This window comes from Echinicola sediminis (genome assembly GCF_054777495.1).
In genome coordinates, this window is record NZ_BAAHAP010000019.1 from 51,301 (window position 1) to 77,611 (window position 26,311).

A 26,311-nucleotide genomic window follows, 5' to 3' on the forward strand; every position below is an offset into this window, starting at 1 on the left:
ATATGCCACTAATTAATTTTCTTCTTCTACTTCCCAGTCCTTTTTCTGAGCGATAATATCATAGGCCGTAAAGATGGCTGCACGCATGGAGCCCTCTTCTGCGATGTTTTTTCCCGCTATATTATAAGCGGTGCCGTGGTCGGGGGATGTTCTAGTAACAGGCAGACCTGCTGTAAAGTTTACCCCTGACTCAAATGCCAGTGCTTTGAAAGGAATCAGTCCCTGGTCATGGTACATGGCCAGGACCCCGTCAAACTTTTTTTGGTGCATCATCCCAAAGAAACCATCGGCAGCATAGGGACCGAAAATCATGTGTCCCTGATCCTTGAATTCCCTAATGGCGGGCTTGATGATCTCTTCTTCCTCTTTGCCCAGCAAACCGTCTTCTCCCGCATGGGGGTTCAGTCCAAGGACTGCAATTTTTGGTTTTTGGATCCCGAAATCTTCTGTTAAAGATTTCAGCATTATCTTTAGTTTCTGCTTGATTTTGTCCTGAGTGACATTCTTGACGATCTCCCCTAATGGCACATGACCAGATACCAAACCTACTCGAATGTCTTCGGAAACCATAAACATCATACTTTCCTTTGATTCAAACGCCGAAGTGAGGTATTCCGTATGTCCCACAAATTTCAATTCCTCAGAATTGATGTTGTTTTTATTGAGCGGGGCAGTGACGAGTGCGTCCAGTTTGTTGCTCTTGAGGTCTGCAATGGCATGATCCAAGGCGGCAAGTGCCATTTTTCCTGATTCCAATGTCTCCACTCCGGGGATTACCTCAGGACAGTTTTCGACCACATTGATGACATTGACTTTTTTCGGATGAATTTCGTCAATGTTTCTGATTTGCATGAAATTGAAATCTTCGAGTTTCAGCAGTTTTCTGTAAAAAGTAATTGCTTTGCCATGGGCATAAATCACCGGGATGATTTGTTTCAGCATCCTGTTGTCCATCAATGCTTTCATCGTCACCTCAGCACTGATGCCGTTGATGTCTCCTATGGTGATCCCAATGACGGGTTTATTTTTTTTCTGATTCATGAGTGATCAATTAGAAATATTTTTCAAAAACTGTGTGATTAGCCTGACGCCAAATCCTGTGCCTCCCGCAGGCTTATAATCCTCCCCGGATTTGATAAAAGCCGGTCCGGCAATATCGATATGGATCCAGTTATAATCTATAAAATGCTCAAGGAATTTTCCTGCTGTAATGGCGCCTCCCGTGGGCCCGCCCAAGTTACTGATATCCGCAATCTCGGATTTGAGCTGTTCTCCATATTCTTCCCAAAGGGGAAACTCGACTAATCGTTCAAATACCTCTTGCCCTGCAATTTTAAGGAAACTTTTCTCTTCATCATAGGCCTTGCCCATCATGACAGCGCCTTCTTTTCCCAAAGCTCCTGCTGCAGCCCCGGTCAGCGTGGCCAAATCTATGACCAGCTTGGGGTCGTATTTCTTGGCGTAGATTAAAGCATCGGCCAAAATCAACCTGCCTTCAGCATCCGTATTGAGGATCTCCACCGATTTATTATTGGCAAAAGTAATAATATCTCCGGGAGTTACCGCATTAAAACCAGGGCGGTTGTCGGTAGCAGGGATAAGTCCAATCACCTCAATGGGTAGCTTTAGCCTTGCCACCGCACAGAGTGCGCCGATGACTGCCGCTGCCCCCGCCATGTCTGCTTTCATAAAGTCCATGGAATTTGGCGTGGGCTTCAGACTTAAACCTCCAGTGTCATACACGACTCCTTTACCGACTAGAATAATCGGTTTTTTGAACTTCCTCCCGGAATTTGGTTTGTAATGGAGGACAGAGAATGTGGGAGGGATTTCACTTCCTGCATTTACAGCTTGCAATCCCGCCATCTTCAATGAGGCGATTTTGGTTTCATCAAATACCTCGGTTTGGAAGCCGTATTCTTCTCCCAACCTTTCAATTTCCTCTCCCAGTTTGAGGGCGTTGAGGTAAATCACCGGCTCATTGACCAGGTTCCTTGACTCAAAGGTGGCTTTTGCCGTGATGAGCAACTCTTCTATATTGTTCTCATCAGTAATATCGGTAAATACCTCTAAGTGATGAACGGTGCTTTTTTTGTTGCTTTTATATTTATCAAACTTGTAAGATGCCAGGAGGATGCCTTCCAGGTAGGCTAGCAAAAGCTTTTCCGACCGGCCAAAGTAATATACTTTTGGGGACTTTGATTCCCTGATGGACTTCCAGCTTTGGGCGCCGGCTTTTCTCGCCAATTCAAGTTTGTAGGCGGCTTCTTCATGCGATTTTGACTTGATAAAGTGGAGGTCAGTTATGCCGTCGGTCCATTTGATATCATGTCTTTTGTTTTCATAAAGCTCTTTTTGGACAAAAGCTCGTTTATCCTCTTCCAGAGGCAATAGGTTGATTTCATCTTCAGATGAAATAAAAACCTCTCCAGCTTCAGACAGAAGATTTGTTGGAGAGTCTAGTAATCTTATGGCGGTTAACATATATTGTCTTAATTTTGAATGGCAATTTACTATAATTTTATCAGAGAATTAAAGATGGAGAAAGTCAGAGCAAAAAAGCACCTGGGCCAACATTTTCTTACCGACTTGGGAATTGCGGAGAAAATCGCCCAGTCGGTAACAGGGCACCGGGAAGTGAAGCAGGTGCTGGAGATAGGCCCCGGCATGGGGGTATTGACGGACTTTCTTCTGGAGGGCAACTGGGAGCTGTTTTTGGTGGATATTGATAAAGAATCCATTGCTTACCTCAATAAAAAATACCCTCAGTTGGAGGGTAAGATCATCGATGGCGATTTTTTGAAATATGACTTCGGAAAGGACATCGATGGGCCCTATATCATAGCGGGGAATTTTCCCTACAATATTTCTTCCCAGATCTTTTTTAAGGTTTTGAATGATAGAAATACCGTAACGGAGGTCGTGTGTATGCTACAGAAAGAGGTGGCACAGCGCATAGCGTCTCCCCATGGTAATAAAGACTATGGGATCTTAAGTGTCCTTTTGCAGGCATATTATGATATTGAGTACCTCTTTACTGTGCCTCCCGGAGTGTTTGATCCTCCGCCTAAGGTGAACAGTGGGGTGATCCGCTTAAGGAGAAATGATGTGGAGAACCTTGGCTGTGATGAAAAACTGTTTTTTAGGGTGGTCAAACAAGGGTTCAGTACCAGAAGAAAGACCCTGAGGAATGCCCTGAAATCCATGGGACTGACTGAAGAGATGAAGCAAGATCCCATTTTGGATAAAAGGGCTGAGCAGTTGAGTGTGGAAGCTTTTATTACCCTAACCAATAAACTGGAAGCATCTTGGAAAAAATAAGAGAATTTGAACTTTCGAAAGAGTACCTGGAGTCCTTAAGGGAAAGCATCGAAGCGGAGGATTCTGTTTCCATTCGCGGATCCTTAGAGGGGGTCAATGAAGCTGATGTGGCAGCACTTTTGGATGAGCTGGACATGGAGGAGGCGCTCTTTGTCCTAAGGTTACTGGAGAAAGACTTTGCCGCGGATGTGCTGATTGAGCTGGACGAGGAACCGCAATTTAAGGTGGTGCAGGAAATGGACTCTGTCGAACTTGCCGAGTTGCTGGATAAGATGGAGTCGGATGATGCGGTGGATATCCTGCACCAACTAGTGGTAAAGGATAGGGAAGAGGTGATCAGTTACCTGAAGGAGTCCGAAAAGTCGGGGTACATTCAGGAGCTGCTGCGCTATGAAGAGGGAAGTGCCGGTGCCCTGATGGCAAAGGAATTTATCAAGGCCAACCTCAACTGGACGGTGGTGCAGACCATTGATGAGATCAGGCGGCAGGCTGAAAATGTGGAGAAAATCTATTCCATCTATGTGGTGGACAACAAGGAGAGCCTCCTCGGCAGGGTGGCCCTGAAGAAAATTATCCTGTCCTCTTCCAATACCAAGGTGAAGGACATTTACGAAGAGGATATTATTTCTGTGCCCACTTATATGGAAGAGGAGGAAGTGGCGGAGATCATGCGTAAATATGACCTGGAGGCGCTGCCTGTGGTCAATGCCAAAAACAAATTGGTGGGCCGAATTACCGTCGATGACGTTTTGGATGTGATCAGGGAGCAGGCAGAAGAGGATATGCAGGCTATGACCGGTATCTCGGATGATGTGGAAGAATCGGATTCTGTATTCAGGCTTTCCAAAGCAAGACTCCCTTGGTTGCTGATCGGGATTATTGGTGGTTTGATGGGGGCAAGGATCATAGGGATATTTGATGAAGGACTGAGTAAATACATCGAATTGGCTTCTTTTATTCCTTTGATAACTGCAACGGGCGGAAATGTGGGCATACAGTCTTCCTCATTGGTGGTTCAGTCCCTTGCCGCCAAATCTGTTTTTGCAGAGAGTATTGGTAAGCGTTTCGCAAAGGTGCTATTGGTAGCTATGCTAAACGGGATCGTTTTGGGGCTGGTGGTATTTTTGACCGTGGTGTTGGTTTATGGGAATACCCCAGAGTTTGGGGTTGTGGTTGGTCTGGCACTATTCAGTGTGGTATTGCTGGCTTCTTTTATGGGGACATTGACCCCCATTGTCCTGGATAGAATTGGGGTGAATCCAGCGATGGCTTCAGGTCCTTTTATTACCACCGCCAATGATTTGTTGGGCTTAGGGGTCTATTTTTTAGTGGCGATGATGCTGCTCAAATTATAGGAAGATTGCTCCTGGGAATTATTCGAACTAACTTTTGATTTGATAAAAAAAGAAAAATGAAAGTACTCATCATAGATGACATGCATTCCAGTATTACTCCTTTGTTGGAGGAGGCGGGATTTTCCGTGGATTATAGGCCCGACATTACCCGGCCAGAAATAGAAGAAGTGGTAGGGGATTATGATGGCTTATTGATCCGGTCCAAAACACCCATGAACAGGGCCCTGTTGGAAAAGGCGGAAAAACTGAAGTTTATAGGAAGGGCAGGAGCTGGTCTGGATAAGATAGACCTGGATTTTATGGAAGAAAAAGGGGTGCAGCTTTTCCATGCCCCAGAGGGGAACAGGGATGCTGTTGGGGAACATGCCATAGGGATGCTGTTGGCCTTGTTCAATAATCTCAACAAAGCGGATAAAGAGGTAAGGAAAGGAATCTGGGACCGTGAAGGAAACCGTGGAGAGGAGCTAGAGGGCAAGACGGTTGGGGTCTTTGGCTATGGGAATATGGGACAGGCATTTGCTAGAAGGCTGAGCGGTTTTGGGGTGAAAGTACTGGCTTATGACAAATACCGGGAAAACTACGGTGATAACTATGCCGCTGAAGCCAGTTTTGAGGAAATCCAGGAGCAGGCCGATGTGCTGAGCATTCACGTCCCTTTGACAGAGGAAACCAGGGACTTTTTTACTCCCTCCGTGTTGGCTGGATTCAAGAAGCCTTTTTATCTCATCAACACCGCAAGAGGAGAGGTGATCAGCTTGGATACATTGAACAATGCCCTTTCTGAGGGACTTCTTAAGGGGGCCTTGTTGGATGTGCTGGAAAACGAAAAATTGCACACATTAAACACCGCGCAGAAAATATCCTTCGATCGACTGGTGGAAAGAGACAATGTGCTTTTTACCCCACATATCGCAGGTTGGACGTTTCAGTCCTATGAAAAAATCAATCAGGTTTTGGTGGGAAAAATCAAGGCAGCTTTCCCTTTGAAATGATTTTTGGTCCATTAATAATCTAAACCTTAAGATTGTATTATCGTTTTGTAATGATTATATTTGCCTAAGAAGCAAATAAAAGCAAGAATACGTAAACGGTCTTCAGCAATGAGACCGTTCTTTTATTTTTCAAGCTTTGTTAAATTAAAAGTGACTATGGGAAAAGTACAATATTACACAGAAGAAGGCCTGAGGAAGCTAAAAGATGAGCTTCAGGAATTGAAGACGAAGGGAAGGCAGGATATTGCCCGACAAATTGCAGAGGCAAGAGACAAGGGAGACCTTAGTGAGAATGCAGAGTATGATGCCGCCAAAGACGCCCAAGGGCTTCTTGAATTAAAGATATCCAAGCTTGAGGAAGTGGTGGGCAATGCCCGGGTATTGGACAATTCCAAAATGGATACTTCCAAAGTGGGTATTTTAAGCACCGTGAAGATCAAGAATGTAAAAAATGGCATGACGGTAGCTTATACCTTGGTGTCCGAAGAAGAAGCTGATTTGAAAGCAAATAAAATCTCCCTGGCTTCTCCGTTTGGAAAAGGGCTTCTGGGTAAGAAAGTAGGGGAAATAGCCCAGATCAAAGCCCCGGCGGGTGTGATAGAGTTTGAAGTACTGGAAATTAATTACTAAATACCTATAATCCCGATGGAAATCCATTCGGGATTTTTTATTTTTATCCCATGGCAAGTATTTTCACAAAGATCATCAACAGAGAGATTCCCGGCCATATTGTGGCTGAGGATGATAATTTCATTGCGTTTCTGGATATTATGCCCTTGGTAAAAGGGCACGTTTTGGTCGTCCCCAAAAAAGAAGTTGACTATATTTTTGACCTTGAAGATGAGTTGCTTTCCGGGCTACATATCTTTGCAAAAAAAGTAGCTAAGGCGATTGACAAAACCATTAAGTGCACCAGGGTAGGGGTAGCCGTCATTGGACTGGAAGTGCCACATGTACATGTTCACCTGGTACCGCTAAATACCATGGATGATATTAATTTTACCCGACCCAAGCTGAAGCTGGGCAATGAAGAAATGGCAGAGATTGCAGAGAAGATTAAAAAAGAAGTGCACCTTTAAAGAAAAATAAAAGCTGACACTAAAAAGGCCTCGCAGATCATCTGCGAGGCCTTTTTAGTGTCAGAGTCATTGGGATAGGGAATGTATACAAAATTGGTAAAGTCCTGATCCACTACAAAAAGACAGCAAAATTCATCAGGATCTTTATACGCCTTTTTGAATTCTTCAATGGCTTCCTGGTCGATCAGTTTTCTTTGAATGAACTCATCCAGGTAAGTAATGTAATAGTTCCAATCCACTTTCAGTTCAGTGTTATTGATCAGCAACTGGCCAATAGGCTGTTCTGTTTTACAGATGGGGAATATGGGATGGTCCGAAAATTTTCTCGACCTGACCTGGTAGGATGCTTCCTTTAGCGTTTCTGCCACTTTGACAAAATCCTTGGTGATGGTGCCCAAGTATTTGCCGCTTAGTTCTGGATCATTATCGTCTCTCATCATTTTTTTAGCGTCAGTAATACAACATTTTCTACATGGTACGTTTGAGGGAACATGTCCACAGGCTGGATTTTATCCACTTGGTATTTTTCGCCCAGTAAGGCCACATCCCGGGCCTGGGTAGCGGGATTACAGCTTACATAGACTATTTTGGGGGCTTCCAGTTTCAACAGCATTTTGACCACATCTTCATGCATACCTGCCCTTGGAGGGTCGGTGATGATGACATCCGCCGCGGAATGCTGGGCAATGAACTCATCGTTGAGGATGTCTTTCATGTCTCCAGCATAAAATAGCGTGTTGTTGAGGCCATTGACCTCTGCATTAAGCTTGGCATCCTCAATGGCTGCTTCCACATATTCTATACCGATAACCTGTTGGGCTTTTTTGGCTACAAAATTGGCAATGGTGCCTGTTCCGGTATACAGGTCATAAACTACTTCGTCCCCCGCCAATCCGGCAAATTCCCTGGTCACCTTATACAGCTCATAAGCCTGGTCTGAGTTGGTCTGATAGAAGGATTTCGGTCCCACCCTAAACTCCAGGTCTTCCATTTTTTCTATGATATAATCCCTGCCGCTAAAGGTGTGAATTTCCTGATCATGGAAGGTTTCGTTTTTCTTGAGGTTGATGATGTATAGCAGTGAGGTGATTTCGGGAAACTTGTTGGCCAGAAATTCCATCACTTTTTGGATATCATCGGGATTGTCTTCGCCAAATTGCACGATGACCATGGTTTCCCCGGTGGAGCTGCTCCTGATGATAAGGTTTCTGAGCAAGCCGACCTGCTGGATCATGTCGAAAAAGGTGATGTTGTTTTCCAAGGCAAATTTCCTGAGCTCATTTCGGACATCATTGGAAATGCCTCCCTGCAGGTAGCAGTGCTCGATGTCCACAATTTTGTCAAAGCGCTTAGGAATATGGAAACCAAGTGCATTCCTTTCAAATTCTTCACCAGAATCGATCTGTTCACGTGTCAGCCATCGGTTATTGGAGAAAGTGAAATCAAGTTTGTTCCTATAATACTGAGTTTCGGCAGAACCAATGATCGGCATTACTTCAGGGATAGGGACCTTTGCGATACGGCTGAACTGGTCCACTACTTGTTGTCTTTTGTAGGAAAGCTGCAGCTCATAATTGATATGCTGCCATTTACAGCCCCCGCATACACCAAAGTGGGAACAGAAAGGTGCTACCCTGTCCTCTGAATATTTGTGGAATTTGATGGCTTCGCCTTCCATAAAACTGCTTTTGCCACGGGTAACACGGATGTCAACAACATCACCAGGTGCTACTTGGGGCACAAATACCACCTTCCCTTCATAGTGGGTGACACTTTTGCCTTCTGAGGCGATCCGCTCAATAGTAAGGTTTTCCAAAACCTTATTTTTCATCTTTCTCGACATAGGCTGCAAAATTAAGCATATTCTTTGAAATGAGGCAAGCCGATAAGAAGAGAGCTGTGATAGAGAGGGGAAAGAGCAGTAGGAATACGTTGATTATCGGCCAAAAGAATAAGTTATCAGTTACAAAAGCCCCATATTTGTCGAAATGCTTATATTTAGGCTTAAAGTAAGAGTGAAAATGAAATTTGAAGGTAAAGTAGTCATCGTAACAGGTGCCACATCTGGCATAGGGGAGGCGTGTGCCTTGGCATTCGGGAAAGAAGGGGCAAAGGTAGTTATCACCGGAAGGAGCCAGCCAAAGCTTGATGCTAGTTTACAGCATCTGGAAAAAGAGGGTGTTGAATGTTTGGGGATTCTGGCAGATGCAAGTGTGGAGGAAGATAACCAAAGGCTTGCGGATAAAACGATAGCGCATTTTGGGAGGATAGATGTTTTGGTGAATAATGCCGGAATATCCATGCGGGCACTTTTTGAAGAACTGGATACGGCCGTTTTTCACAAGGTGATGGATACAAATTTTTGGGGAACAGTATATGCTACCAAGTACTGTTTGCCTTCCATAATAGAACATAAAGGCTCTGTGATAGGTATTTCATCCATCAATGGTTATCGGGGAACCCCTGCAAGAACGGCCTATACCGCCAGCAAGTATGCCATGAACGGTTTTATGGAGTCCTTAAGGACTGAGGTGATGAAAAGGGGGGTGCATGTATTAGTGGCCTGTCCAGGCTTTACCGCTTCCAATATCAGAAACAATGCGCTGACCGCTGATGGTAGCTCCCAGGGCGAATCGCCGAGGAACGAGGATGATATGATGACTTCAGAGGAAGTCGCCAATCATATTGTCAAAGCAACGCTGCGGCGCAAGCGTGACCTGGTGCTCACCAGGGAAGGAAAACTGGCCGTTTTTTTGAACAAATGGATACCGGGTATCATGGATGGAATAGTTTATAACCACATGGCAAAGGAGAAAGATTCCCCTTTTAAATAGGTATATATGATAAAAGATGTCTTTCAGGTTTATATGAACAGGCTTATGGATCTATCCACGAAAAACAGGTCCATATACCTTCCAAAGCTGATTGGTTCACAAATGGTAGACCTGAAAGACTTAGAATTTTTAGAAAGGAACAATACTTTTGATTATATAGAGGACCTACTGGGAAGAAAAAAGAAAATTCCCCTGATAAAGGTAGGAGATGCAAGGGATAAGCATATCAACGAATTATCGAACAGGCTCAAGAGAATCCAAGAGCATGTTCAGGTTGCTGAGGAGGAAAGCGGAGAAAAAAGCCTTTTTGTAGCTTGGCCTTTTGTGGAAGGCAAGTTAGCAGATGGGCAGATCGTCAGATGTCCCTTGTTGTTTTTTCCTGTAAAACTGATCAGGGATGGCTCGTTTTGGGTGCTGAGAAAAAAGTCAGGGGACCAGCCTTTTCTCAATAAAGCATTTTTATTGGCATACACGCATGCCAATCAGCAGGCATTCAAAAAGGAATGGTGGGAGAACCCTGTGGAGAATTTATCAAAAGACCCTACCCCATTTCGGACAGAATTATATCATTACCTAAAAAAAGAGCTGACCTTAAATTTTACCCAGGAGCTTTTCGAGAACAAGTTGGAGGCCTTTTTAGAGACCGATAGGGCGGAGAGTGAAAAGCTTTTTAAGACAGGGGTGTTGCAGCTCAAGCCTTATGGGGTTTTGGGGCAGTTCTCGCAGAAAAGTTCTTTTCTGATGGAGGATTATGAGGAGCTCATGGAGAGGTATAGGGTGGATGGCTTGGACGAGCTTTTTGATGAATGGTTTGCCGGTGACAGAGAGGAAGTAGGCAGTACGAAAGATGGGAATATGTTCAACACCTTTCCCGTTGATGCCAGCCAGGAAGCAGTGCTCAAGTCAGTACGAGAAGGGAATTCATGTGTTGTAGAAGGTCCTCCTGGGACCGGTAAATCCCAGTTGATCTGTAATCTGGTGACCGATTTTATTTCCAGAGGAAAAAAGGTCCTTGTCGTGTCTCAAAAACGAGCGGCATTAGATGTTGTTCATGAAAGGCTCAAGGAACAAGGGTTTGGAGCTTTTTTGGCTTTGGTGCATGATTTTAGGGCTGATCGAAAAGAGCTTTTTCACAATATTAGTAGTCAGATCAACTCCCTGGAAAAGTATCAGGAGCTTAACCGAAGTTTGGATGCCATTCAGCTAGAGAGGAGTTTTAGCAAGACCATCAGGAAAATTCAGAATCATGCTGATTTCTTTGAGGATTATCGGCATGCTCTTTTTAACACAGAGGAGTGCGGGGTTCCAGTGAAGGAGCTTTATATGGATGCTTCATTTCAGGATGAACATATAGAACTTACCCAATATTATAAACATTATCATTGGAACGGTTTGGATGAGGTGCTTGGGGATTTTAAGGAATACTTTTACTACCGGCCTAAATATGAGAGTGCAGATTCCTTTTGGTTGCACAGGGTAGACTTTGCCCAGTTTACCCCTAACGTCATTCACCGGTTCAAAGAAAACCTGGATGAAATTAAGGAATTGAAGCTTACTGCTGAAAATATTCTGGGCAACTTACTTAACCAGCCTTTCGAATTTCCATTGATTTATCAATCCTTTGAGCATAAGGACCGACTAGAGGAATTGCAGAAAAGTGTTTCATCTGAGGAGATATTTTCAAAGCTCAAGGAACTGTTGCGTTATCCTGTCAAAGACCTGGATAGATTGTGGTTGGTAAATAAAGTGGATATTGTCAAAAAGCTGTTGTCTGAAGAAGGGATAGAGTGGTCTGTTAAGGATGGAGAAGAGGAGCAGGCCTATCAGAAAGTACTCCATGTTATGAGCCTGCGGGAATCCTGGTGGAAGTCGTTGTCCTTAAAATTCTACAGAAAAGAGTACCGTGAAGTCTGGGATCTGCTGAAAAAGAATCAGCTTGATAATGACAAGGATGGATTGGCAGTATTGGCCAAAATGCTTGAAAACCGTCTCAACCTGAATCATCAATATACCTTATTGGAAAGGAAGGAATGGATCGATATGCCCTCCAAACCTTTTGATTTTACTTTGTGTAACCACCGGTTTAGCGTGCTCACCAAAGCGGTCAACGCCCGTTTTCTTCTTGAAGAGCTAGGCTTACTTTCATCTTACCTGATCTCTGAAAAAATGGACTTTGACCAGTTTCAGATGGTGCTACAGGAACTCATCGGGATCAATGGACTGATAGAGATGAAGGCAGAAAACTGGAACAATTATTTTACGACAATTCAGATAAAGCACCTGCTTACGGCTCCTGATGACACTAAACTGGATAATGTCCGACAGACCATTTTGCAGGATTTCACCGAAATTGTCGCAATGGACCGCCTAAAGAAGAAGTTGAGGGCAATAGACCTTGAGGTAATCAATAAGCTCTTGGATAAATATCCGGAAAGAGAATTTGAATCGCTTAAGGAGGTTTTTTTGGCAGGTCTGAAAATGAGTTGGATAGAACATATTGAAACCAAATATCCCGTTCTACAACAAATCAATTTACCTAAAGTGAAGGATTCGCTGCGTGAATTTTCCGCAGCCATTGATGAAAAGCTGAAGCTTAGCAGGTACATTACTGCGCTGCGCTTGCGTGAAAATACCTTTACAGAGCTTAAGTACAATAGGCTCAACAACCTGATCAGTTTCAGGGAACTTAATCACCAAGTGGGGAAGAAAAAGAGGTTATGGACCATTAAAAAACTAGTAGCGTATTTTGAAGAGGAAGTCTTCAAACTCGTCCCATGTTGGATGGCTTCACCAGAAACAGTTTCTGCATTGTTTCCTATGGAAAGTCGTTTTGATTTGGTGGTTTTTGATGAATCGTCCCAATGTTTTGCGGAAAGAGGGCTTCCGGCAATGTTGAGAGGCAAGCAGGTGGTTATTGCGGGGGATAAGCAACAACTGCAGCCTTTTGATCTGTACAAAGTGAGATTGGATACGGAAGAGGATGGGATAGCCCTGGAAGCTACCTCCTTACTTGATCTGGCCTCCAATTATTTTAAGAAGTATGCTCTGGAAGGTCATTATAGAAGTAAGGATTTGTCCTTGATAGCGTTTTCTAATCGGCATTTTTATCAAGATAAGCTGACCATGCTTCCTGAAATGGAAGCACTCAACCAAAATAGGAATTCTTATAAGTGGATCAAGGTAGAGGGTGTTTGGGATAAGCAGACCAATTTGGCCGAAGCAAAAGCTGTTGTAAATGAGCTAAGAGAGGTATTGGACAGCGATGAGGCGTTCTCTATCGGGGTGATCACATTTAATTTCTTTCAAATGGAACTTATCAAAGACCTTATTGATAAAGATAAAAGGCTGGCCAGGGCAAACGTTAAAGTGAAGAATATAGAGAATGTGCAGGGAGATGAATTTGATCAGGTGGTTTTTTCCATTGGATATGCGAAAAATAAATCAGGGAAATTCACTGCTAATTTTGGCTTGCTCTCCAAAGAAGGAGGAGGAAACAGGCTGAATGTGGCCGTGACAAGGGCCCGAAGGCGTATTACAGTGGTTTCCAGTATATCAGGCACTGATTTTAAAGCCAGACAACTCATGAATCCCGGGGTGAAGCTGCTAAAGGAATACCTGGAGTATGTGGAGCGTGTAGCAGCAGGAGAGCATGTGGGGATCAAAGAACTGCCTTTAAGTGGCTTTCAAGTAGGATGGTACCTGAAGAATAGGCTTATTGGAAAACATGGAAGTCACGAGGTGAAAAACTGTACTGTTTCCCGGTTGATGGATCTCGAACTGTTTAAGGAGGGGAAGGTGGTTGGTACGATCTTGACAGACGACGACCGTCTTTTTGCCGCTAAAACTGCAAAAGAAGCTTTTGTTTACCATCCCAAGTTACTCAAGGAGAAAGGTTGGGATGTACAACATGTTTTTAGCAGGGAATATTGGTTGAATAAGCATGAGATGCTGAAAGCAAAATTAGAGAGTCAAAAAAAAGGAGTGAATTAATTCACTCCTTTTCTAATTTGATGCCCACCGATTCAATGCCTTTCAGGTCGCTACTTCTCATGTACTGGACCAGCTGAATGGTGATAGGGCCTAAATCAGCCAGTGAATTGAGCGGAAGTGTTCCTGTTTGGGTAAAAGAATTTCCAAATCCGCTGCCCAATGGTTTCCCCGTTTTCGGATCAAATAAGGTTAGGTCTAAGAGCTGATTATCCAATGTGTTGTTCAGGCTGTCTTTGAGAAGGTACCTCACATAGATGTTGTAATAGTCATAGCTCTCATTGTATTTGATTCGTAAGGTTGAAGATACCTGGCCATCCGTTTTTTTATTTACGTTGAAACTCAAAGTATCGGATACGGGCCAAGAATAATCTTCCAGCCCATAGTATTCTTCATAAACTCTCCTTTCGTCACAGCCAGACAAAGTGGTAAAGAGCATTGCAAAAGAGAGTAGCAGATACATTGGCTCAAAACGCTTATTCATTTTTTGAACCTTTATTTTGGTTGTTGTTATTGTTCTTTTTTCTCGGTGCGTTCTTTCTTCTGTTGGTTTTTGGTTTTTGCTGTCCCTGCGGTTGGGCAGAACGGTTTTCTGCATTGCCTTTTTCCGCAGAGGCCTTAGGCGCAGGCTTATTAGGCGTATTCCCTTTGGGAGTTTCATTCCTTTTTCTGCCGGTTGCGTTTCTCCTTGGTTTTTTGCCCTTAGGGGCAGCCTGCTGTTGTCCCTCTGGTTTTACTGCAGGTTTGGCTTCTCTGGCCTGACCGGTGTTTTGGGGACCGCCTGGTTGACCTTTAGGCCTAGGCTTTCGTTTTTTTCTTTTTTTGTTTTTGGATTTGAATTTCTGATCTAACATTTCCAAGTCCATATTGGATTTGTTTGGATCTTCATCCATGTCCATCATGTCGTCGAGTTCCAGGCTAAAAGGCTTTTTGCCCTCCTCGTTCATCTCAATGATTTCCCTCACCCTATCGCAATCAATGGAATGCCAATTGTTCTCGTTGTTATAACTGAACCACATCAGCTTTCTGAAGATGTCCGTTTTTTGGAGCTTGGCCAGTCCTGCTTCTGTTTGTAAGGGTTTTTCAACGGCTGGAATATCTTCCAGTGCGGACATATAGGTGTCCAGCTCATAATTAAGACAACACTTTAACCTGCCGCATTGCCCCGATAATTTGGTGGGATTGAGCGAAAGGTTTTGGTAGCGTGCCGCTGAAGTACTTACACTTTTGAAATCATGGATCCAGGTAGCGCAGCAAAGTTCCCTTCCGCAGACACCGATGCCACCTAGTCTTCCTGCCTCTTGTCTGAGGCTTATCTGCCTCATTTCCACACGGATTTTAAACTCAGAGGCAAGTATTTTGATCAGCTCTCTGAAGTCCACTCGGTCATCGGCAGAGTAATAGAAAGTGGCCTTGGAGTTGTCTGCCTGGTATTCCACATCAGACAACTTCATGTCAAGTTTTATTTCATCAATGATCTGTTTTGTGCGGTAGAGAGTAGGGATTTCGCGGTTTTTTGCTTCTTCCCATTTCTCCAAATCCTTTTGGTTGGCAAGGCGGTAAATCTTTAGAATGTTGTCATCGTTTTTGATTTTCCGCTTTTGCATCTGCAGGCGGACAAGCTCACCCTGCAGGGATACATAACCTATGTGATGGCCGTTGGGTACGTCCACTACCACCGGATCGCCGGTGGTAAGTTTAAGATGGTTGGCATTTTGGAAATAATCCTTTCTGCCCCCCTTAAACTTTATCTCTACTATGTCAAATGTATCCACCGTTGGAATTCCCATATGGGCCAACCAATCAAATGAATTCATTTTATTACAATCGCTCGTACCACAAGTGCCGTTGTTTTGGCACCCTCCGCTTCCTGATGTGGTAGAGCAGCTACTACATCCTGCCATAAATCTATCTATATTTTAGGGAGTACGTTACCGCAAACTCCTCGTGAAGTGATTATGGTGTTATTTACCATAATTTAAGATGTCCTGTCCGATATCCTTACGGAAATAGACATCTTTCCAGCTGATCTCGTTTACCCTGGAGTACGCATTGGAAAGTGCTTCTTCCAGACTGTCTCCTTTGCCTGTGATTCCCAAAACCCTTCCTCCATTGGTTACTACTTCTCCTTGATCATTGGTGGTCGTTCCGGCATGAAAGGTAATACTGGTTCCGTTTTCCTGATCCAGTCCGCTGATAGCGTCTCCTTTCGGATAGGATCCTGGATATCCTCCTGCTACCATAACAACTGTAGTAGCGGTGAATGTTTCCAATTCAAGCTGATATTCAGCCAGTTTTCCTGTTCCGATTGCGTATAGCAAGTCAACGAAATCACTTTTGATCCTAGGAAGGACAGCTTGCGTTTCAGGATCGCCCATCCTGACATTATATTCGATGACATAGGGTTCTCCCTTCATATTCATCAATCCGATGAATATGAAACCCTTATAGTCAATGTTTTCTTTTTCGAGCCCTTTGATCGTAGGTTTAACCACGTTTTCTTCCACTTTGCTCATGAACGAGGCATCCGCAAACGGTACGGGGCTAACAGCTCCCATTCCTCCGGTATTCAGGCCGGTGTCTTTTTCGCCGATACGTTTGTAATCTTTTGCCTCAGGGAGGATTTTGTAGCTTTTTCCATCTGTTGCCACAAAGACAGAGAGTTCTATGCCTGAAAGAAACTCTTCCACAACCACTTTGTCCGAGGCTGCGCCAAACTTGCTTTCAAGAAGCATCTCTTTAAAGGACTTTTCTGCATCATCGTAAGACTCACAGATCAACACCCCCTTGCCGGCGGCGAGCCCATCTGCTTTCAGCACAACAGGAAGTTTTTGAGAACGGATAAACTGTAGTCCTTCTTCGATGTTTTTCTGGGTGAATGTCTCTGATGCTGCAGTAGGGACATTATTTCGCTGCATGAATTGCTTGGAAAAATCTTTGCTGCCTTCTAAAGTAGCACCAAGCTGTTTGGGACCAACCACGGGCAGAGACTTGGTCTCTTCTTGGTCTGCAAAATAATCGGCTACCCCCTTGACCAAAGGTTCTTCAGGTCCCACTACGATCAGGTCAATACGGTTTTCGAGCACAAAGGCTTTCAGTGCGGGGAAGTCCGTGATGCTCAATGGAACATTTTGGGCAATTTCCTTGGTGCCTGCATTCCCCGGAGCTACAAATAATTGGTCACACTTTGGGCTATTGGCAATTTTATAAGCAAAGGCATGTTCTCTTCCTCCGCTTCCTAATAATAATATATTCATGAATTTAAATCTTAATTTTAATTGGCATGGTCAGAAATGAACTTGATTCTGTAGACGCGGATCTCTTCTTCTCCAAAATCTTCGTCTTCAAGTTCTTTTAGAGCCTCCCTTATGTTGTCGGTTTCAGCGGACATGAAATAATCATGAAGGATATCTTCCCGCTCCTCGTCCATAATATTATGGATGTAATAATTGATGTTAAGCTTGGTGCCACTATATATGATTTGTTCTATTTCTTGTAGCAGCTCCGACATTTCTATGTTCAGATTGGTGGCTATTTCATCTAAATCTATTTTTCGGTCGACCTGCTGAATGATAGATATTTTTACTTTTGAACGTGTTCCCGCAGTTTTAACCACCACATCGGAGGCCGTGATGATATCGTTTTCTTCCACATAATTCGAGATCAGTTTCAGAAACGGTGCCCCAAATTTAGCCACTTTTCCCATACCTACACCATTTATTTGGGCAAGTTCTTCCCTTGAGGTAGGATATACGGTGGCCATTTCCTCCAAAGAGGGATCTTGGAAGATGACATAGGGGGGCAGCCCTTTGGACTTGGCGACTTTCTTTCTTTCCAGTTTAAGGAGCTCAAAGAGTTTCTCGTCGTAAGCTTTGTTGCTTCCATTGATGTCTTCAGACTCATCATTTTCGATCATTTCTTCGAAATCATGGTCTTTGCTCAACATCACCGATTGGGGATTGTTAAGGAAATCTTCACTGACAGGCGAGAGTTTGATAACTCCGTAGTTTTCAATGTCCTTTTCGAGGAAATTAAGGATCATGGCCTGTCTAAGGACACTCCTCCAATGTTTTTCTTCTTGCTCTTTGCCTTGACCAAATACTGGCAGTCCGTCATGTTGGTAGCTCTCCATGTATTCGTTTTGCTCTCCACGAATGACGTTGACGATATGGTCGAGGTTGAAGCGTTGTTTGGTCTCTTTGACAGCTTCGATGGCAATCTGGATGTCCTTTTGGCCATCAAAAGCGTCTTTTTTCTTTTTGCAGTTGTCACAGAAACCGCAGTCTTCCTTCAGGTTTTCCCCAAAGTAGTGAAGGAGGACCCTTCGGCGACATACGGAGCTTTCGGCGTAAGCAGCCATTTCCTGAAGCAGGACCTTGGCATTTTCACGCTCATTTACAGGTTTGTCTTTGTTGAACTTTTCAAGCTTGATGATGTCATCGTACTTGTAGAACATCAAGCAATGGCCTTCCAGTCCGTCCCTTCCGGCTCTTCCGGTTTCCTGATAGTAGCCTTCCAGGGATTTTGGTACGTCGTAATGTACCACATAGCGTACGTCAGGTTTGTCGATCCCCATGCCAAAGGCAATGGTGGCCACAACCACATCGACTTCTTCATTAAGGAAGTCGTCCTGGTTTTTGATCCGGGTGTTGGATTCCAGCCCCGCGTGGTAAGGAGCGGCATTGACGCCGTTTACTTTCAGGAGCTCTGCGATTTCCTCTACCTTTTTACGGCTCAGGCAGTAGATGATCCCCGATTTGCCTTTGTGGGATTTTACGTACTTGATGAGCTGCTTTTTGGTGTCGCTTTTGACTTTAGGCCTGACCTCATAAAAGAGGTTAGTCCTGTTAAAGGAAGATTTGAACAGGTCGGCTTCTTCCATGGTCAGGTTTCGCTGGATGTCCTGCTGAACCTTTGGGGTGGCCGTTGCGGTCAGGGCGATGATCGGAAGATTTTCGCCGATTTGACCGATGATGGATTTTATTTTGCGGTATTCCGGACGGAAATCATGTCCCCATTCAGAGATACAGTGTGCTTCATCGATGGCTACAAATGAGAGCCTGGCCGTTTTTAGGAACTCTATGTTTTCCTCCTTGGTCAGGGATTCAGGGGCGACATACAGCAGTTTTGTGTCTCCGCTGAGCACCTCTTTTTTTACCCGGTTGGACTCGGTCTTGCTTAAGGTGGAATTTAGGAAATGGGCATTGATGCCGAAGGCATTCAATTGATCCACCTGGTTTTTCATCAGGGCGATCAGTGGAGAAATGACAATTGCCGTGCCATGGTTGGTGACTGCAGGTAGCTGATAGCACAGCGATTTGCCGGCTCCTGTGGGCATGATTACAAAGGTGTTTTTACCCTGTAATATATTGTCTACGATTGCTTCTTGGTTTCCTCGAAATTGATTGAAGCCAAAAATCTTTTTGAGGTTTTCTTTAACGTTTATATCCACTCCATTCTCTCTTTTTAATGATGTGCCGAATGCTTTTCATTAAATATTTAAAGTAAATAATTTTACCTTTGTACAAATTTAATAATAACCTCGGTAAAATTGAATATAATAAAAAATATTAAAAAGAGTGCCGCAAAAGTTCTTCAAACCGAAGCCGAAGCCCTTCAAAATATGATTTCCAACATTGATGAAGGTTTCGAATCCTGCGTAATGGGGATATTAGGTTCTAAAGGACGTGTGGTGATTACCGGGGTGGGCAAAAGTGCCATTGTTGCCACGAAGATTGTCGCTACGCTGAACTCCACAGGCACACCCGCCTTGTTCATGCACGCAGCAGACGCTATTCACGGTGATTTGGGTATGATTCAAAAGGAAGATTTCGTAATTTGTATTTCTAAAAGTGGAAACACTCCTGAAATCAAAGTATTGGTGCCAATGCTAAAAAAAATGGGGTCTAAGTTGGTAGCATTGGTAAGCAATACGGATAGCTATTTGGCCCAACAAGCGGATTTTGTTTTAAATGCCACCATCAAAAAAGAAGCATGCCCTTTGAATTTGGCACCAACTACCAGCACTACCGCACACATGGCGATGGGGGATGCCCTGGCTGTTTGTCTTTTAGAAGCCAGGGGCTTCAGTAGCGATGATTTTGCGCGATATCATCCCGGAGGATCTCTAGGGAAGCAATTGTACCTCACCGTGGAGGATTTGGCGGTGAAGGATGCTGTGCCTATAGTAGAGGAAGATGCTCCTTTGACTGCCGTGATTCTGGAAATCAGCGGAAAAAGACTGGGGGCAACTGCCGTGGTCGATAAGGCGCAAAGGCTTGTGGGGATTGTTACAGATGGAGACTTAAGAAGGATGCTCGAACGGTATCAAGACCTGTCAAAGGTGACAGCAAAAGATATTATGACCCAAAATCCCAAAACAATGGATAAGAGGGAATACGCCGTCAGGGCTTTGAACAGAATGAGAGAATTTAATATTACCCAATTGGTGGTGACGGATATGGAAGAGGTGTTTGGGTTTATTCACGTTCATGATTTAATGAAGGAGGGGATTGTTTAATATTGACCATGCAAGATAAACCATATATTGTTATACTGGCCGGAGGGATTGGTTCTAAATTCTGGCCTTATAGCCGGAACAATTATCCAAAACAATTTTTGGACTTATTGGGTACCGGCAGGACCTTGCTTCAAATGACCTTTGACAGGTTTGTGAAATTTTCGAGTCCGGAGCGTTTTTTGGTAGTGACCAATCAGGTGTATGCTGATATTGTGAAAAAACAGCTTCCAGAGCTTTCTGAAGAGCAAATTCTTTGTGAACCGCTCAGGAGGAATACGGCCACCTGTCTTGCTTATGCCAGTTACGTAATCAAAAAGAAAGCCCCGGATGCTAAGGTAATTGTGACTCCTTCGGACCATTTGGTGCTTAATGAAATCCCGTTTCAGGAGAAGGTGAACCATGCACAGTGCGAGGCGGAGAAGGAGGAGCATTTGATCACTATTGGAATCAAACCCAACCGGGCTGAAACTGGGTATGGTTATATTCAGTACATTGATTCGGATGATGAGGTGAAAAAGGTCAAAACCTTCACGGAGAAGCCTGATGTCAAACTTGCTGTTACTTTTTTGGAGAGTGGGGATTTTGCCTGGAACAGCGGGGTGTTTGTTTGGAAAAACCAATCCATTATCAAAGAGCTGGAAAGGCATCAGCCAGAAATGGCGGAGGTTTTTGAAGAGGGGATGGAGTATTATTCTACCCCGAAAGAGAAGGAGTTCATTAAAAAGGCCTATTCATTGGTCAAGAATGTTTCCATTGATATTGGTATCATGGAGAAGTCTGACAATGTCTATTTGATTTTGGGGGATTTTGGATGGTCGGATCTGGGCTCTTGGATGAGTATCCACCAGCTGCAGGACAGGGACAAGGACAATAACGTCGTCGATGCCAATGCCATGCTTTACGAAACCTCTAACAGCTATATCAAAGTTTCTCCGGACAAGTTGGTCGTCGTTCATGGTCTGGACAACTACCTTGTCAGTGAATCAGACAATGTGTTGTTGATTTGCAAATTGGATGCGGAGAAAAAATTCAAAGAATTTGTCGCGGATGCGAAAAGTAAAGGCGAGAATTATATCTGACCCCCGCCTTGATTTATCTTAGGTAGTATAGGATTCCTTTTTGGCAATTCGCACCACGGGTTTGTGCCGTATTTTGAAATTACAGCTGTTGGCAATAAAACAGTGCTGATGGGCATCCTGGTGAAGCTGCATGGCCTTTGACTTCATACTTTCGGACTCGACAGTAACAACAGGGTAAAGCACTACTTCGTTAAATTGACCCGAACCATTTTTGTTTTCCTGCATTATCCCCTCGGCGTGGTCTTCGTAGTAGGTCACACTTACTCCCGCTTCCGCACAGAGATGAAGGTACCACAGCATATGGCAAGAGGCAATGCTTGCCAGAAACAGCTCTTCAGGGTTGTGCCTTTTTTTGTCCCCCCTAAAGTTGGGGTCAGAGCTGCCCATTAGGCGTGGTTTGCCTTCAGTGATTACCTCAAAGTTTCTTTGGTAGGCCAAATAGCCCCGAGTTCCCATGCCGGTATTGCCGGTCCACTCTATTAGCGTTTGATAATGATGGAATTTTGACATGGTATTAAGTTAAAAAAAAACGGCTATACTTTCCAAGAAGTTAGGGAAGAGCTGAATAAAAAAAGCGGGCCCACCTGAAGGTGAGGCCGCTGGTGTCCTATTAAAGTGTCTGAAGTTCAGTGGGTATTCCCATTTTTTCGCCAAGTTCAAAAAGATCCTTTTGAACAGGTTCCAATAATGGGATGCCGTTCTTTATTCTCTCTTTTTCCAGCTCCCGCTCCGGGTCTCCCGGAATAAGGACCTTTTCATGCCCCGGGGTGGTTTTGGCAGATCGAAACCGCTTGATCCAGTTGTCCATGTGGGATTTGAACTCATCGGACGGTCTGAATGCATCTACACGCATGGCTCCGAAGAAGTGGCCGATTCCCTCTCCGACAGGATTGGGGTCGGGTTGGAGGAAAGCAACGAAGGGAGGAACCCAAGGGCCATAGTTGGCGCCCGAAAGCACCGCTGAGAAAATGTCCACAATCGCCCCAAGGGCATATCCTTTATGGGATCCGTGCTCACGGTCGCCTCCCAAAGGAAGTAAAGCTCCGCCATCTTTTACCCCAAAAGCATCGGTTGTGGGATTGCCTTCCTTGTCTTGTATCCATCCTTGAGGTGCTTCCTGCTGTTTTCTTTGGAGGATTTCCAGCTTCCCGTTGGCGGCAGTGGTGGTAGCCATGTCGGCTACGAAAGGAGGCTCTTCATTGGCCGGAATGGCCACGGAAATGGGATTGGTGCCCAAAAGCCGCTCTTTGGAGAATGTAGGGCTCACCAGAGGGCTGGCGTTGGTCATTGAAAGGCCGATCATATCATGTTGTAATGCCTGCATGGCGTGATAGCCAGCAATTCCATAGTGGTTGGAATTTTTTACGGAAACCCAGCCCGTGCCTGCATTTTTGGCCTTTTCTATGGCTACGCGCATCGCGAAAGGGGCAACTACTAATCCCAGCCCTCCATCTCCGTCCACTACAGCGGTGCTTGGGGTTTCATGAACGATCTTGATCTTTGGTTTTGGGTTGATTCTACCAGCTTCCCAAAGCCTCACATAGCCTGATAAACGGGCCACGCCATGGGAGTCCACTCCTCTCAGGTCTGCTGATAACAGAACTTCTGTCGCGGTATGGGCTTCTTCTTCAGGGCAGCCCATCTTTATGAAAACATTTTTGGTAAAGGTAAAGAGCCTTTCAAAATCAAAGTTCATTCTACTGTTATTTTATGCCTCCGTACCGTTGATTCTTTTACCCACCTATTTTCTCCGCCATTTCTTTCTTAAGCTTAATTATTGCTCAGCGCATTGATAAGCGAGTAGTCTAGCAGGCGGTAATGGGCTGTGGGATTGCTGGTGACGAGGCTTATTTATACATTGTATTTTTTGAGGAAAAGTCCATTTCAGCCAGCATTATCTGCTGCTTTCAATTCCCGAGCAGGGTAGGATTTCCTTTTGGTCTATCAATTGGGCGATAACACCTTCTTTTAAAGCATAGTTGGAGCATACTAGTTCCCTTGCGTCCACATACTGTAAAATAAATTCAATCAGGCATGAGGCGACTACAATCATGTCTACACGCATGGGGATCATACCAGGGATCTTGAGTCTTTCTTCCTTATTGAGGGTTACCAGCTTTTGAGCCAGTTTTTCAAATTCATTTCGCGGGAGGTGAAAGACATTCTGGCTTTTTCCTTTTGAGGAGTGGAGAGAGGCTAGATACATGTCGGTAAGGGTGTCAAATGTCCCTGATGCTCCTACAAGTCGCTTGGGTTGGTATTTTTCCAAAGCGCTGATCAAGTCGGTAAGCTTGTCTTTCAAATAGGAGGTCAGCTTGATGACCTCTTCTGCCAAAATGGGATCATGGTAATGAAATAGATCCAACAGCCGTTGCCCGCCGATCTCAAAGCTTTGTTTCCAATAAACGTCCTCTTTGTTTCCAATGATAAATTCTACAGAACCACCGCCAATGTCCATCATGAGGCTGTTTTCCTCATTTAGAGAGCCACTGAACTTGATCCCTTCATAGATCAGATGAGCTTCTTGGTCTCCGTCAATGACATTGACCACAATACCGTGTTCCCTTTTGATGGTATCTACAAATTCACGTCCGTTCTGGGCGTTTCTGACAGCGCTGGTGGCGAAAGCATATATCTTATCAATGCCTTCACCGTCAATAAGGTGCCGGAAATGGCTTAAAGTATGGAGTGCTCTTTTTTGCGCATCAGGATGAATGGTGTTTTCGCTGATGCCCTGTTGCCCGATTTTCACCGGAATTTTTTCCTTATAAAGTGTTTGGAAACCTTCCTTGGTAATATCGACCAGCAGCAGATGAAAAGTGTTGGTGCCCATGTCAATAATGGCTGCCTTTGCATGTCTCATGATGCGCGCATTTTGGTTGTGCGAATATAAACAGTTTATTTAAAAAGCTTAGGGATAAGCCTATTTAATCAAATGAATGGGTAAATCTTTTGTTTTGGGGCCTTGGTATATTGGTCAGAAAATTTTATCTCTTGAAGCTTGCTGATTATATTTGATTAAACCCATAACGATAAGCCCATGAAAAGTTCTACAAAAGGCGTCTACACTTTGCCGGGAAATAAGGAAAAACTCGAGTTGTTAAAAAAGAAAAATGAGGAAGCGCTTTTGGGCGGAGGAGAGGAGCGTATTGCTGCCCAGCACAAAAAGGGCAAGCTTACTGCACGTGAAAGGATCCACCTTTTAATGGATGAGGGGACATTTCAGGAAATTGACAAGTTTGTCATGCACAGGTGCAAGGATTTTGGACTGGATAAGGAATATTATCTGGGTGATGGTGTTATCACCGGTTATGGTGAAATAAACGGCAGGTTGACCTACGTGTTCTCGCAGGATTTTACGGTTTTCGGAGGGTCCTTGTCCGAGACCCATGCTGAGAAAATATGCAAGATCATGGATATGGCCATGAAAAATGGAGCGCCCGTGGTAGGCTTAAATGATTCCGGTGGTGCGCGGATCCAGGAAGGCGTCAACTCTTTGGGAGGTTATGCGGATATATTTTATAGAAATACCCTTGCCTCCGGAGTGATTCCCCAAATTTCAGCCATCATGGGGCCGTGTGCCGGTGGGGCGGTGTATTCACCAGCGATTACGGATTTTATCCTGATGGTCGAGGAGACGAGTTATATGTTTGTGACCGGACCTAATGTGGTAAAGACCGTAACTCAGGAAAATGTGACCGCCGAGGAACTGGGGGGAGCCAGTGCCCACAGTGTTAAAAGCGGGGTGACCCACTTTTCCTGTGGCAATGAAGTGGAGTGTATCAAGCACATCAAAGGTATTCTGAGTTATGTTCCCCAAAACTGTGAAGATGATGCCCCGGTGTATCCTTATACCATGAAGGAGGATGAATCCAGAAAGGTACTGGATAAAATAGTGCCGGAAAACCCTAACCATCCTTATGACATGCGCGAAGTGGTGGCAGGTATAGTGGATGAAGATTCGTTTTTGGAGGTCCATAAAAATTATGCGGATAATATTGTGGTGGGCTTTGCCAGAATAGCAGGCAGAAGTATCGGTATTGTGGGCAACCAGCCCCAGTCTTTGGCAGGCGTGCTGGATAATGATGCTTCGGTTAAGGCAGCAAGGTTTGTACGTTTTTGTGATTGTTTTAATGTTCCTTTATTGGTATTGGTAGATGTGCCTGGTTTTTTGCCGGGTACCGATCAGGAATGGAACGGGATAATTTCCAATGGGGCCAAACTGCTGTATGCCTTTTCTGAAGCGACGGTTCCAAGAATTACCGTGATTACCCGAAAAGCTTATGGAGGGGCTTATGATGTGATGAATTCCAAGCACATAGGGGCTGATCTTAATTTTGCCTGGCCAACGGCCGAAATTGCAGTGATGGGAGCAAAGGGGGCCACAGAAATTATTTTTAAGAAAGAAATCGCCCGGGCCGAAGACGGGGAAGAGAAGCTTCAGGAGAAGATGGATGAATACACCCGAAAATTTGCCAATCCCTATAGGGCTGCCCACCGCGGATATGTGGATGAGGTGATCCTGCCCTCCGAAACCCGTCAAAAACTTATCCGTGGGTTCAAGATGCTGGAAAACAAAGTGGATACCTTGCCTAGGAAGAAACATGGGAATATACCTCTTTAGAAGAAGTTATTGAGTTATTTGGTGACTAGGTTATTGGGGGACCGTTATAATTTTTTAAAGTTTTGAGTATGAATAGTTTTGAAGAACTTGAAGTTTGGAAAAAAGCTAGGGAGTTAAGGATGTTTGTTTCTGGCTTGGTACGTGATTTTCCCGTTGACGAGAAGTTTATGTTGATTAATCAAGTTAAAAGGTCTTCTAGGTCTGTAGGGAATAATATAGCTGAAGGATTTGGAAGGTACCATTATCAAGAAAATATTCAATTTTGCAGGCAAGCAAGAGGATCGCTTTTTGAAACATTAGACCATATGATTGTAGCCTTCGATGAAGACTTAATTTCAAGGGAACAATTGGTTGTCTTTAGAGAACTGTATAATCATTGTTTGAAATTATTGAACGGGTATATTTCTTATCTTTCCAGGGCAAAGAGCAACTCAAAAGCTAATCAATGAAAAGAGAAGAGAGAGAATAATCTAATAACCAAGTAACATTATAACTAAATAACACACTAACCCAATAACTT

Annotated in this window: 21 protein-coding genes and 1 pseudogene; 11 read left to right on the forward strand and 11 right to left on the reverse strand. The window is 44.2% G+C overall.

Annotated elements, in window-relative coordinates; translation table 11 throughout:
* Positions 1-12 precede the first annotated feature (12 nt).
* The gene (pdxA, locus tag ACYVAA_RS07255; RefSeq protein WP_460540001.1) at positions 13-1,041 is read right to left on the reverse strand and encodes a PdxA family dehydrogenase; all 1,029 of its coding nucleotides are present in this window, start codon (positions 1,039-1,041) and stop codon (positions 13-15) included.
* Between the two features lie 6 nt (positions 1,042-1,047).
* A complete protein-coding gene (locus tag ACYVAA_RS07260) occupies positions 1,048-2,484 on the reverse strand; it encodes a leucyl aminopeptidase family protein (protein WP_460540003.1) in 1,437 nt (478 codons plus the stop codon).
* Positions 2,485-2,538: 54 nt separating this feature from the next.
* On the opposite strand from ACYVAA_RS07260, the gene rsmA reads away from it, so the two are divergent.
* The 5 genes from rsmA (at position 2,539) to ACYVAA_RS07285 (ending at position 6,747) form a co-directional block, all read left to right on the forward strand.
* The gene (gene rsmA / locus ACYVAA_RS07265; protein ID WP_460540005.1) at positions 2,539-3,321 is read left to right on the forward strand and encodes a 16S rRNA (adenine(1518)-N(6)/adenine(1519)-N(6))-dimethyltransferase RsmA; all 783 of its coding nucleotides are present in this window, start codon (positions 2,539-2,541) and stop codon (positions 3,319-3,321) included.
* Positions 3,309-4,676, forward strand: a complete 1,368-nt coding sequence (gene mgtE, locus ACYVAA_RS07270; RefSeq protein WP_460540007.1) for a magnesium transporter — start codon at positions 3,309-3,311, stop codon at positions 4,674-4,676. The genes rsmA and mgtE overlap by 13 nt, the downstream gene beginning before the upstream one ends.
* Positions 4,677-4,732: 56 nt before the next feature.
* Complete coding sequence (locus ACYVAA_RS07275) at positions 4,733-5,668, forward strand: 2-hydroxyacid dehydrogenase (protein ID WP_460540009.1); 936 nt, start codon at positions 4,733-4,735, stop codon at positions 5,666-5,668.
* A gap of 156 nt (positions 5,669-5,824) precedes the next feature.
* The gene (gene greA, locus ACYVAA_RS07280) at positions 5,825-6,298 is read left to right on the forward strand and encodes a transcription elongation factor GreA (protein WP_460540011.1); all 474 of its coding nucleotides are present in this window, start codon (positions 5,825-5,827) and stop codon (positions 6,296-6,298) included.
* Positions 6,299-6,348: 50 nt separating this feature from the next.
* Entirely contained in the window at positions 6,349-6,747 is a 399-nt protein-coding gene (locus ACYVAA_RS07285; RefSeq protein ID WP_460540013.1) for an HIT family protein, read from the forward strand.
* A gap of 65 nt (positions 6,748-6,812) precedes the next feature.
* On the opposite strand, the pseudogene ACYVAA_RS07290 reads toward ACYVAA_RS07285, so the two are convergent.
* Positions 6,813-7,187 (reverse strand): annotated as a pseudogene (locus tag ACYVAA_RS07290) (hypothetical protein); the annotation flags it as partial.
* Positions 7,184-8,590: a 23S rRNA (uracil(1939)-C(5))-methyltransferase RlmD gene (gene rlmD, locus ACYVAA_RS07295; RefSeq protein ID WP_460540015.1), complete on the reverse strand. Its 1,407-nt coding sequence runs from the start codon at positions 8,588-8,590 to the stop codon at positions 7,184-7,186. The pseudogene ACYVAA_RS07290 and the gene rlmD, both read right to left, overlap by 4 nt.
* A 178-nt stretch (positions 8,591-8,768) precedes the next feature.
* On the opposite strand from rlmD, the gene ACYVAA_RS07300 reads away from it, so the two are divergent.
* Positions 8,769-9,581, forward strand: a complete 813-nt coding sequence (locus ACYVAA_RS07300; protein ID WP_460540017.1) for an SDR family oxidoreductase — start codon at positions 8,769-8,771, stop codon at positions 9,579-9,581.
* 6 nt (positions 9,582-9,587) lie between these two features.
* Entirely contained in the window at positions 9,588-13,571 is a 3,984-nt protein-coding gene (locus tag ACYVAA_RS07305) for an AAA domain-containing protein (protein WP_460540019.1), read from the forward strand.
* A gap of 1 nt (position 13,572) precedes the next feature.
* Here the strand turns inward: ACYVAA_RS07305 and ACYVAA_RS07310 are convergent, their stop codons facing one another.
* From ACYVAA_RS07310 to recQ, 4 genes are all read right to left on the reverse strand, one after another.
* Positions 13,573-14,052, reverse strand: a complete 480-nt coding sequence (locus tag ACYVAA_RS07310; protein WP_460540021.1) for a gliding motility lipoprotein GldH — start codon at positions 14,050-14,052, stop codon at positions 13,573-13,575.
* Positions 14,045-15,385: a PSP1 domain-containing protein gene (locus tag ACYVAA_RS07315; RefSeq protein WP_460540023.1), complete on the reverse strand. Its 1,341-nt coding sequence runs from the start codon at positions 15,383-15,385 to the stop codon at positions 14,045-14,047. Before ACYVAA_RS07315 ends, ACYVAA_RS07310 begins: the two co-directional genes overlap by 8 nt.
* A 147-nt stretch (positions 15,386-15,532) precedes the next feature.
* On the reverse strand, positions 15,533-16,825 hold the full coding sequence (gene purD, locus ACYVAA_RS07320; RefSeq protein ID WP_460540025.1) for a phosphoribosylamine--glycine ligase: 1,293 nt from the start codon (positions 16,823-16,825) through the stop codon (positions 15,533-15,535).
* A gap of 17 nt (positions 16,826-16,842) precedes the next feature.
* Entirely contained in the window at positions 16,843-19,020 is a 2,178-nt protein-coding gene (gene recQ / locus ACYVAA_RS07325; RefSeq protein WP_460540027.1) for a RecQ family ATP-dependent DNA helicase, read from the reverse strand.
* Positions 19,021-19,119: 99 nt separating this feature from the next.
* On the opposite strand from recQ, the gene ACYVAA_RS07330 reads away from it, so the two are divergent.
* Together ACYVAA_RS07330 and ACYVAA_RS07335 are read left to right on the forward strand one after the other, a co-directional pair.
* Positions 19,120-20,088 (forward strand): KpsF/GutQ family sugar-phosphate isomerase, encoded by a 969-nt coding sequence (locus ACYVAA_RS07330; RefSeq protein WP_460540029.1) that lies wholly within the window; start codon positions 19,120-19,122, stop codon positions 20,086-20,088.
* A gap of 8 nt (positions 20,089-20,096) precedes the next feature.
* Positions 20,097-21,167: a mannose-1-phosphate guanylyltransferase gene (locus ACYVAA_RS07335; RefSeq protein ID WP_460540031.1), complete on the forward strand. Its 1,071-nt coding sequence runs from the start codon at positions 20,097-20,099 to the stop codon at positions 21,165-21,167.
* An 18-nt stretch (positions 21,168-21,185) separates the two neighbouring features.
* Here ACYVAA_RS07335 and ACYVAA_RS07340 read toward each other — a convergent pair whose 3' ends face one another.
* From ACYVAA_RS07340 to ACYVAA_RS07350, 3 genes are all read right to left on the reverse strand, one after another.
* Positions 21,186-21,677: an OsmC family protein gene (locus ACYVAA_RS07340; protein ID WP_460540033.1), complete on the reverse strand. Its 492-nt coding sequence runs from the start codon at positions 21,675-21,677 to the stop codon at positions 21,186-21,188.
* A gap of 100 nt (positions 21,678-21,777) precedes the next feature.
* Positions 21,778-22,863: an Ldh family oxidoreductase gene (locus ACYVAA_RS07345; protein WP_460540035.1), complete on the reverse strand. Its 1,086-nt coding sequence runs from the start codon at positions 22,861-22,863 to the stop codon at positions 21,778-21,780.
* A 198-nt stretch (positions 22,864-23,061) separates the two neighbouring features.
* Complete coding sequence (locus ACYVAA_RS07350; protein ID WP_460540037.1) at positions 23,062-24,030, reverse strand: Ppx/GppA phosphatase family protein; 969 nt, start codon at positions 24,028-24,030, stop codon at positions 23,062-23,064.
* A 177-nt stretch (positions 24,031-24,207) separates the two neighbouring features.
* Here ACYVAA_RS07350 and ACYVAA_RS07355 point away from each other — a divergent pair, with 177 nt between their 5' ends.
* Complete coding sequence (locus ACYVAA_RS07355; protein ID WP_460540039.1) at positions 24,208-25,791, forward strand: acyl-CoA carboxylase subunit beta; 1,584 nt, start codon at positions 24,208-24,210, stop codon at positions 25,789-25,791.
* A gap of 68 nt (positions 25,792-25,859) precedes the next feature.
* Positions 25,860-26,240 (forward strand): four helix bundle protein, encoded by a 381-nt coding sequence (locus ACYVAA_RS07360; protein WP_460540040.1) that lies wholly within the window; start codon positions 25,860-25,862, stop codon positions 26,238-26,240.
* Positions 26,241-26,311: the final 71 nt, after the last annotated feature.

Coding starts and splice junctions, on each gene's coding strand:
- ACYVAA_RS07315 (WP_460540023.1), bottom strand. CDS start 15,385: ATGAATTCATTTGATTGGTTGGCCCATATGGGAATTCCAACGGTGGAT.
- ACYVAA_RS07300 (WP_460540017.1), top strand. CDS start 8,769: ATGAAATTTGAAGGTAAAGTAGTCATCGTAACAGGTGCCACATCTGGC.
- ACYVAA_RS07260 (WP_460540003.1), bottom strand. CDS start 2,484: ATGTTAACCGCCATAAGATTACTAGACTCTCCAACAAATCTTCTGTCT.
- ACYVAA_RS07285 (WP_460540013.1), top strand. CDS start 6,349: ATGGCAAGTATTTTCACAAAGATCATCAACAGAGAGATTCCCGGCCAT.
- ACYVAA_RS07340 (WP_460540033.1), bottom strand. CDS start 21,677: ATGTCAAAATTCCATCATTATCAAACGCTAATAGAGTGGACCGGCAAT.
- ACYVAA_RS07335 (WP_460540031.1), top strand. CDS start 20,097: ATGCAAGATAAACCATATATTGTTATACTGGCCGGAGGGATTGGTTCT.
- pdxA (WP_460540001.1), bottom strand. CDS start 1,041: ATGAATCAGAAAAAAAATAAACCCGTCATTGGGATCACCATAGGAGAC.
- ACYVAA_RS07275 (WP_460540009.1), top strand. CDS start 4,733: ATGAAAGTACTCATCATAGATGACATGCATTCCAGTATTACTCCTTTG.
- rsmA (WP_460540005.1), top strand. CDS start 2,539: ATGGAGAAAGTCAGAGCAAAAAAGCACCTGGGCCAACATTTTCTTACC.
- ACYVAA_RS07355 (WP_460540039.1), top strand. CDS start 24,208: ATGAAAAGTTCTACAAAAGGCGTCTACACTTTGCCGGGAAATAAGGAA.
- ACYVAA_RS07360 (WP_460540040.1), top strand. CDS start 25,860: ATGAATAGTTTTGAAGAACTTGAAGTTTGGAAAAAAGCTAGGGAGTTA.
- ACYVAA_RS07350 (WP_460540037.1), bottom strand. CDS start 24,030: ATGAGACATGCAAAGGCAGCCATTATTGACATGGGCACCAACACTTTT.
- ACYVAA_RS07345 (WP_460540035.1), bottom strand. CDS start 22,863: ATGAACTTTGATTTTGAAAGGCTCTTTACCTTTACCAAAAATGTTTTC.
- purD (WP_460540025.1), bottom strand. CDS start 16,825: ATGAATATATTATTATTAGGAAGCGGAGGAAGAGAACATGCCTTTGCT.
- ACYVAA_RS07310 (WP_460540021.1), bottom strand. CDS start 14,052: ATGAATAAGCGTTTTGAGCCAATGTATCTGCTACTCTCTTTTGCAATG.
- rlmD (WP_460540015.1), bottom strand. CDS start 8,590: ATGTCGAGAAAGATGAAAAATAAGGTTTTGGAAAACCTTACTATTGAG.
- greA (WP_460540011.1), top strand. CDS start 5,825: ATGGGAAAAGTACAATATTACACAGAAGAAGGCCTGAGGAAGCTAAAA.
- ACYVAA_RS07305 (WP_460540019.1), top strand. CDS start 9,588: ATGATAAAAGATGTCTTTCAGGTTTATATGAACAGGCTTATGGATCTA.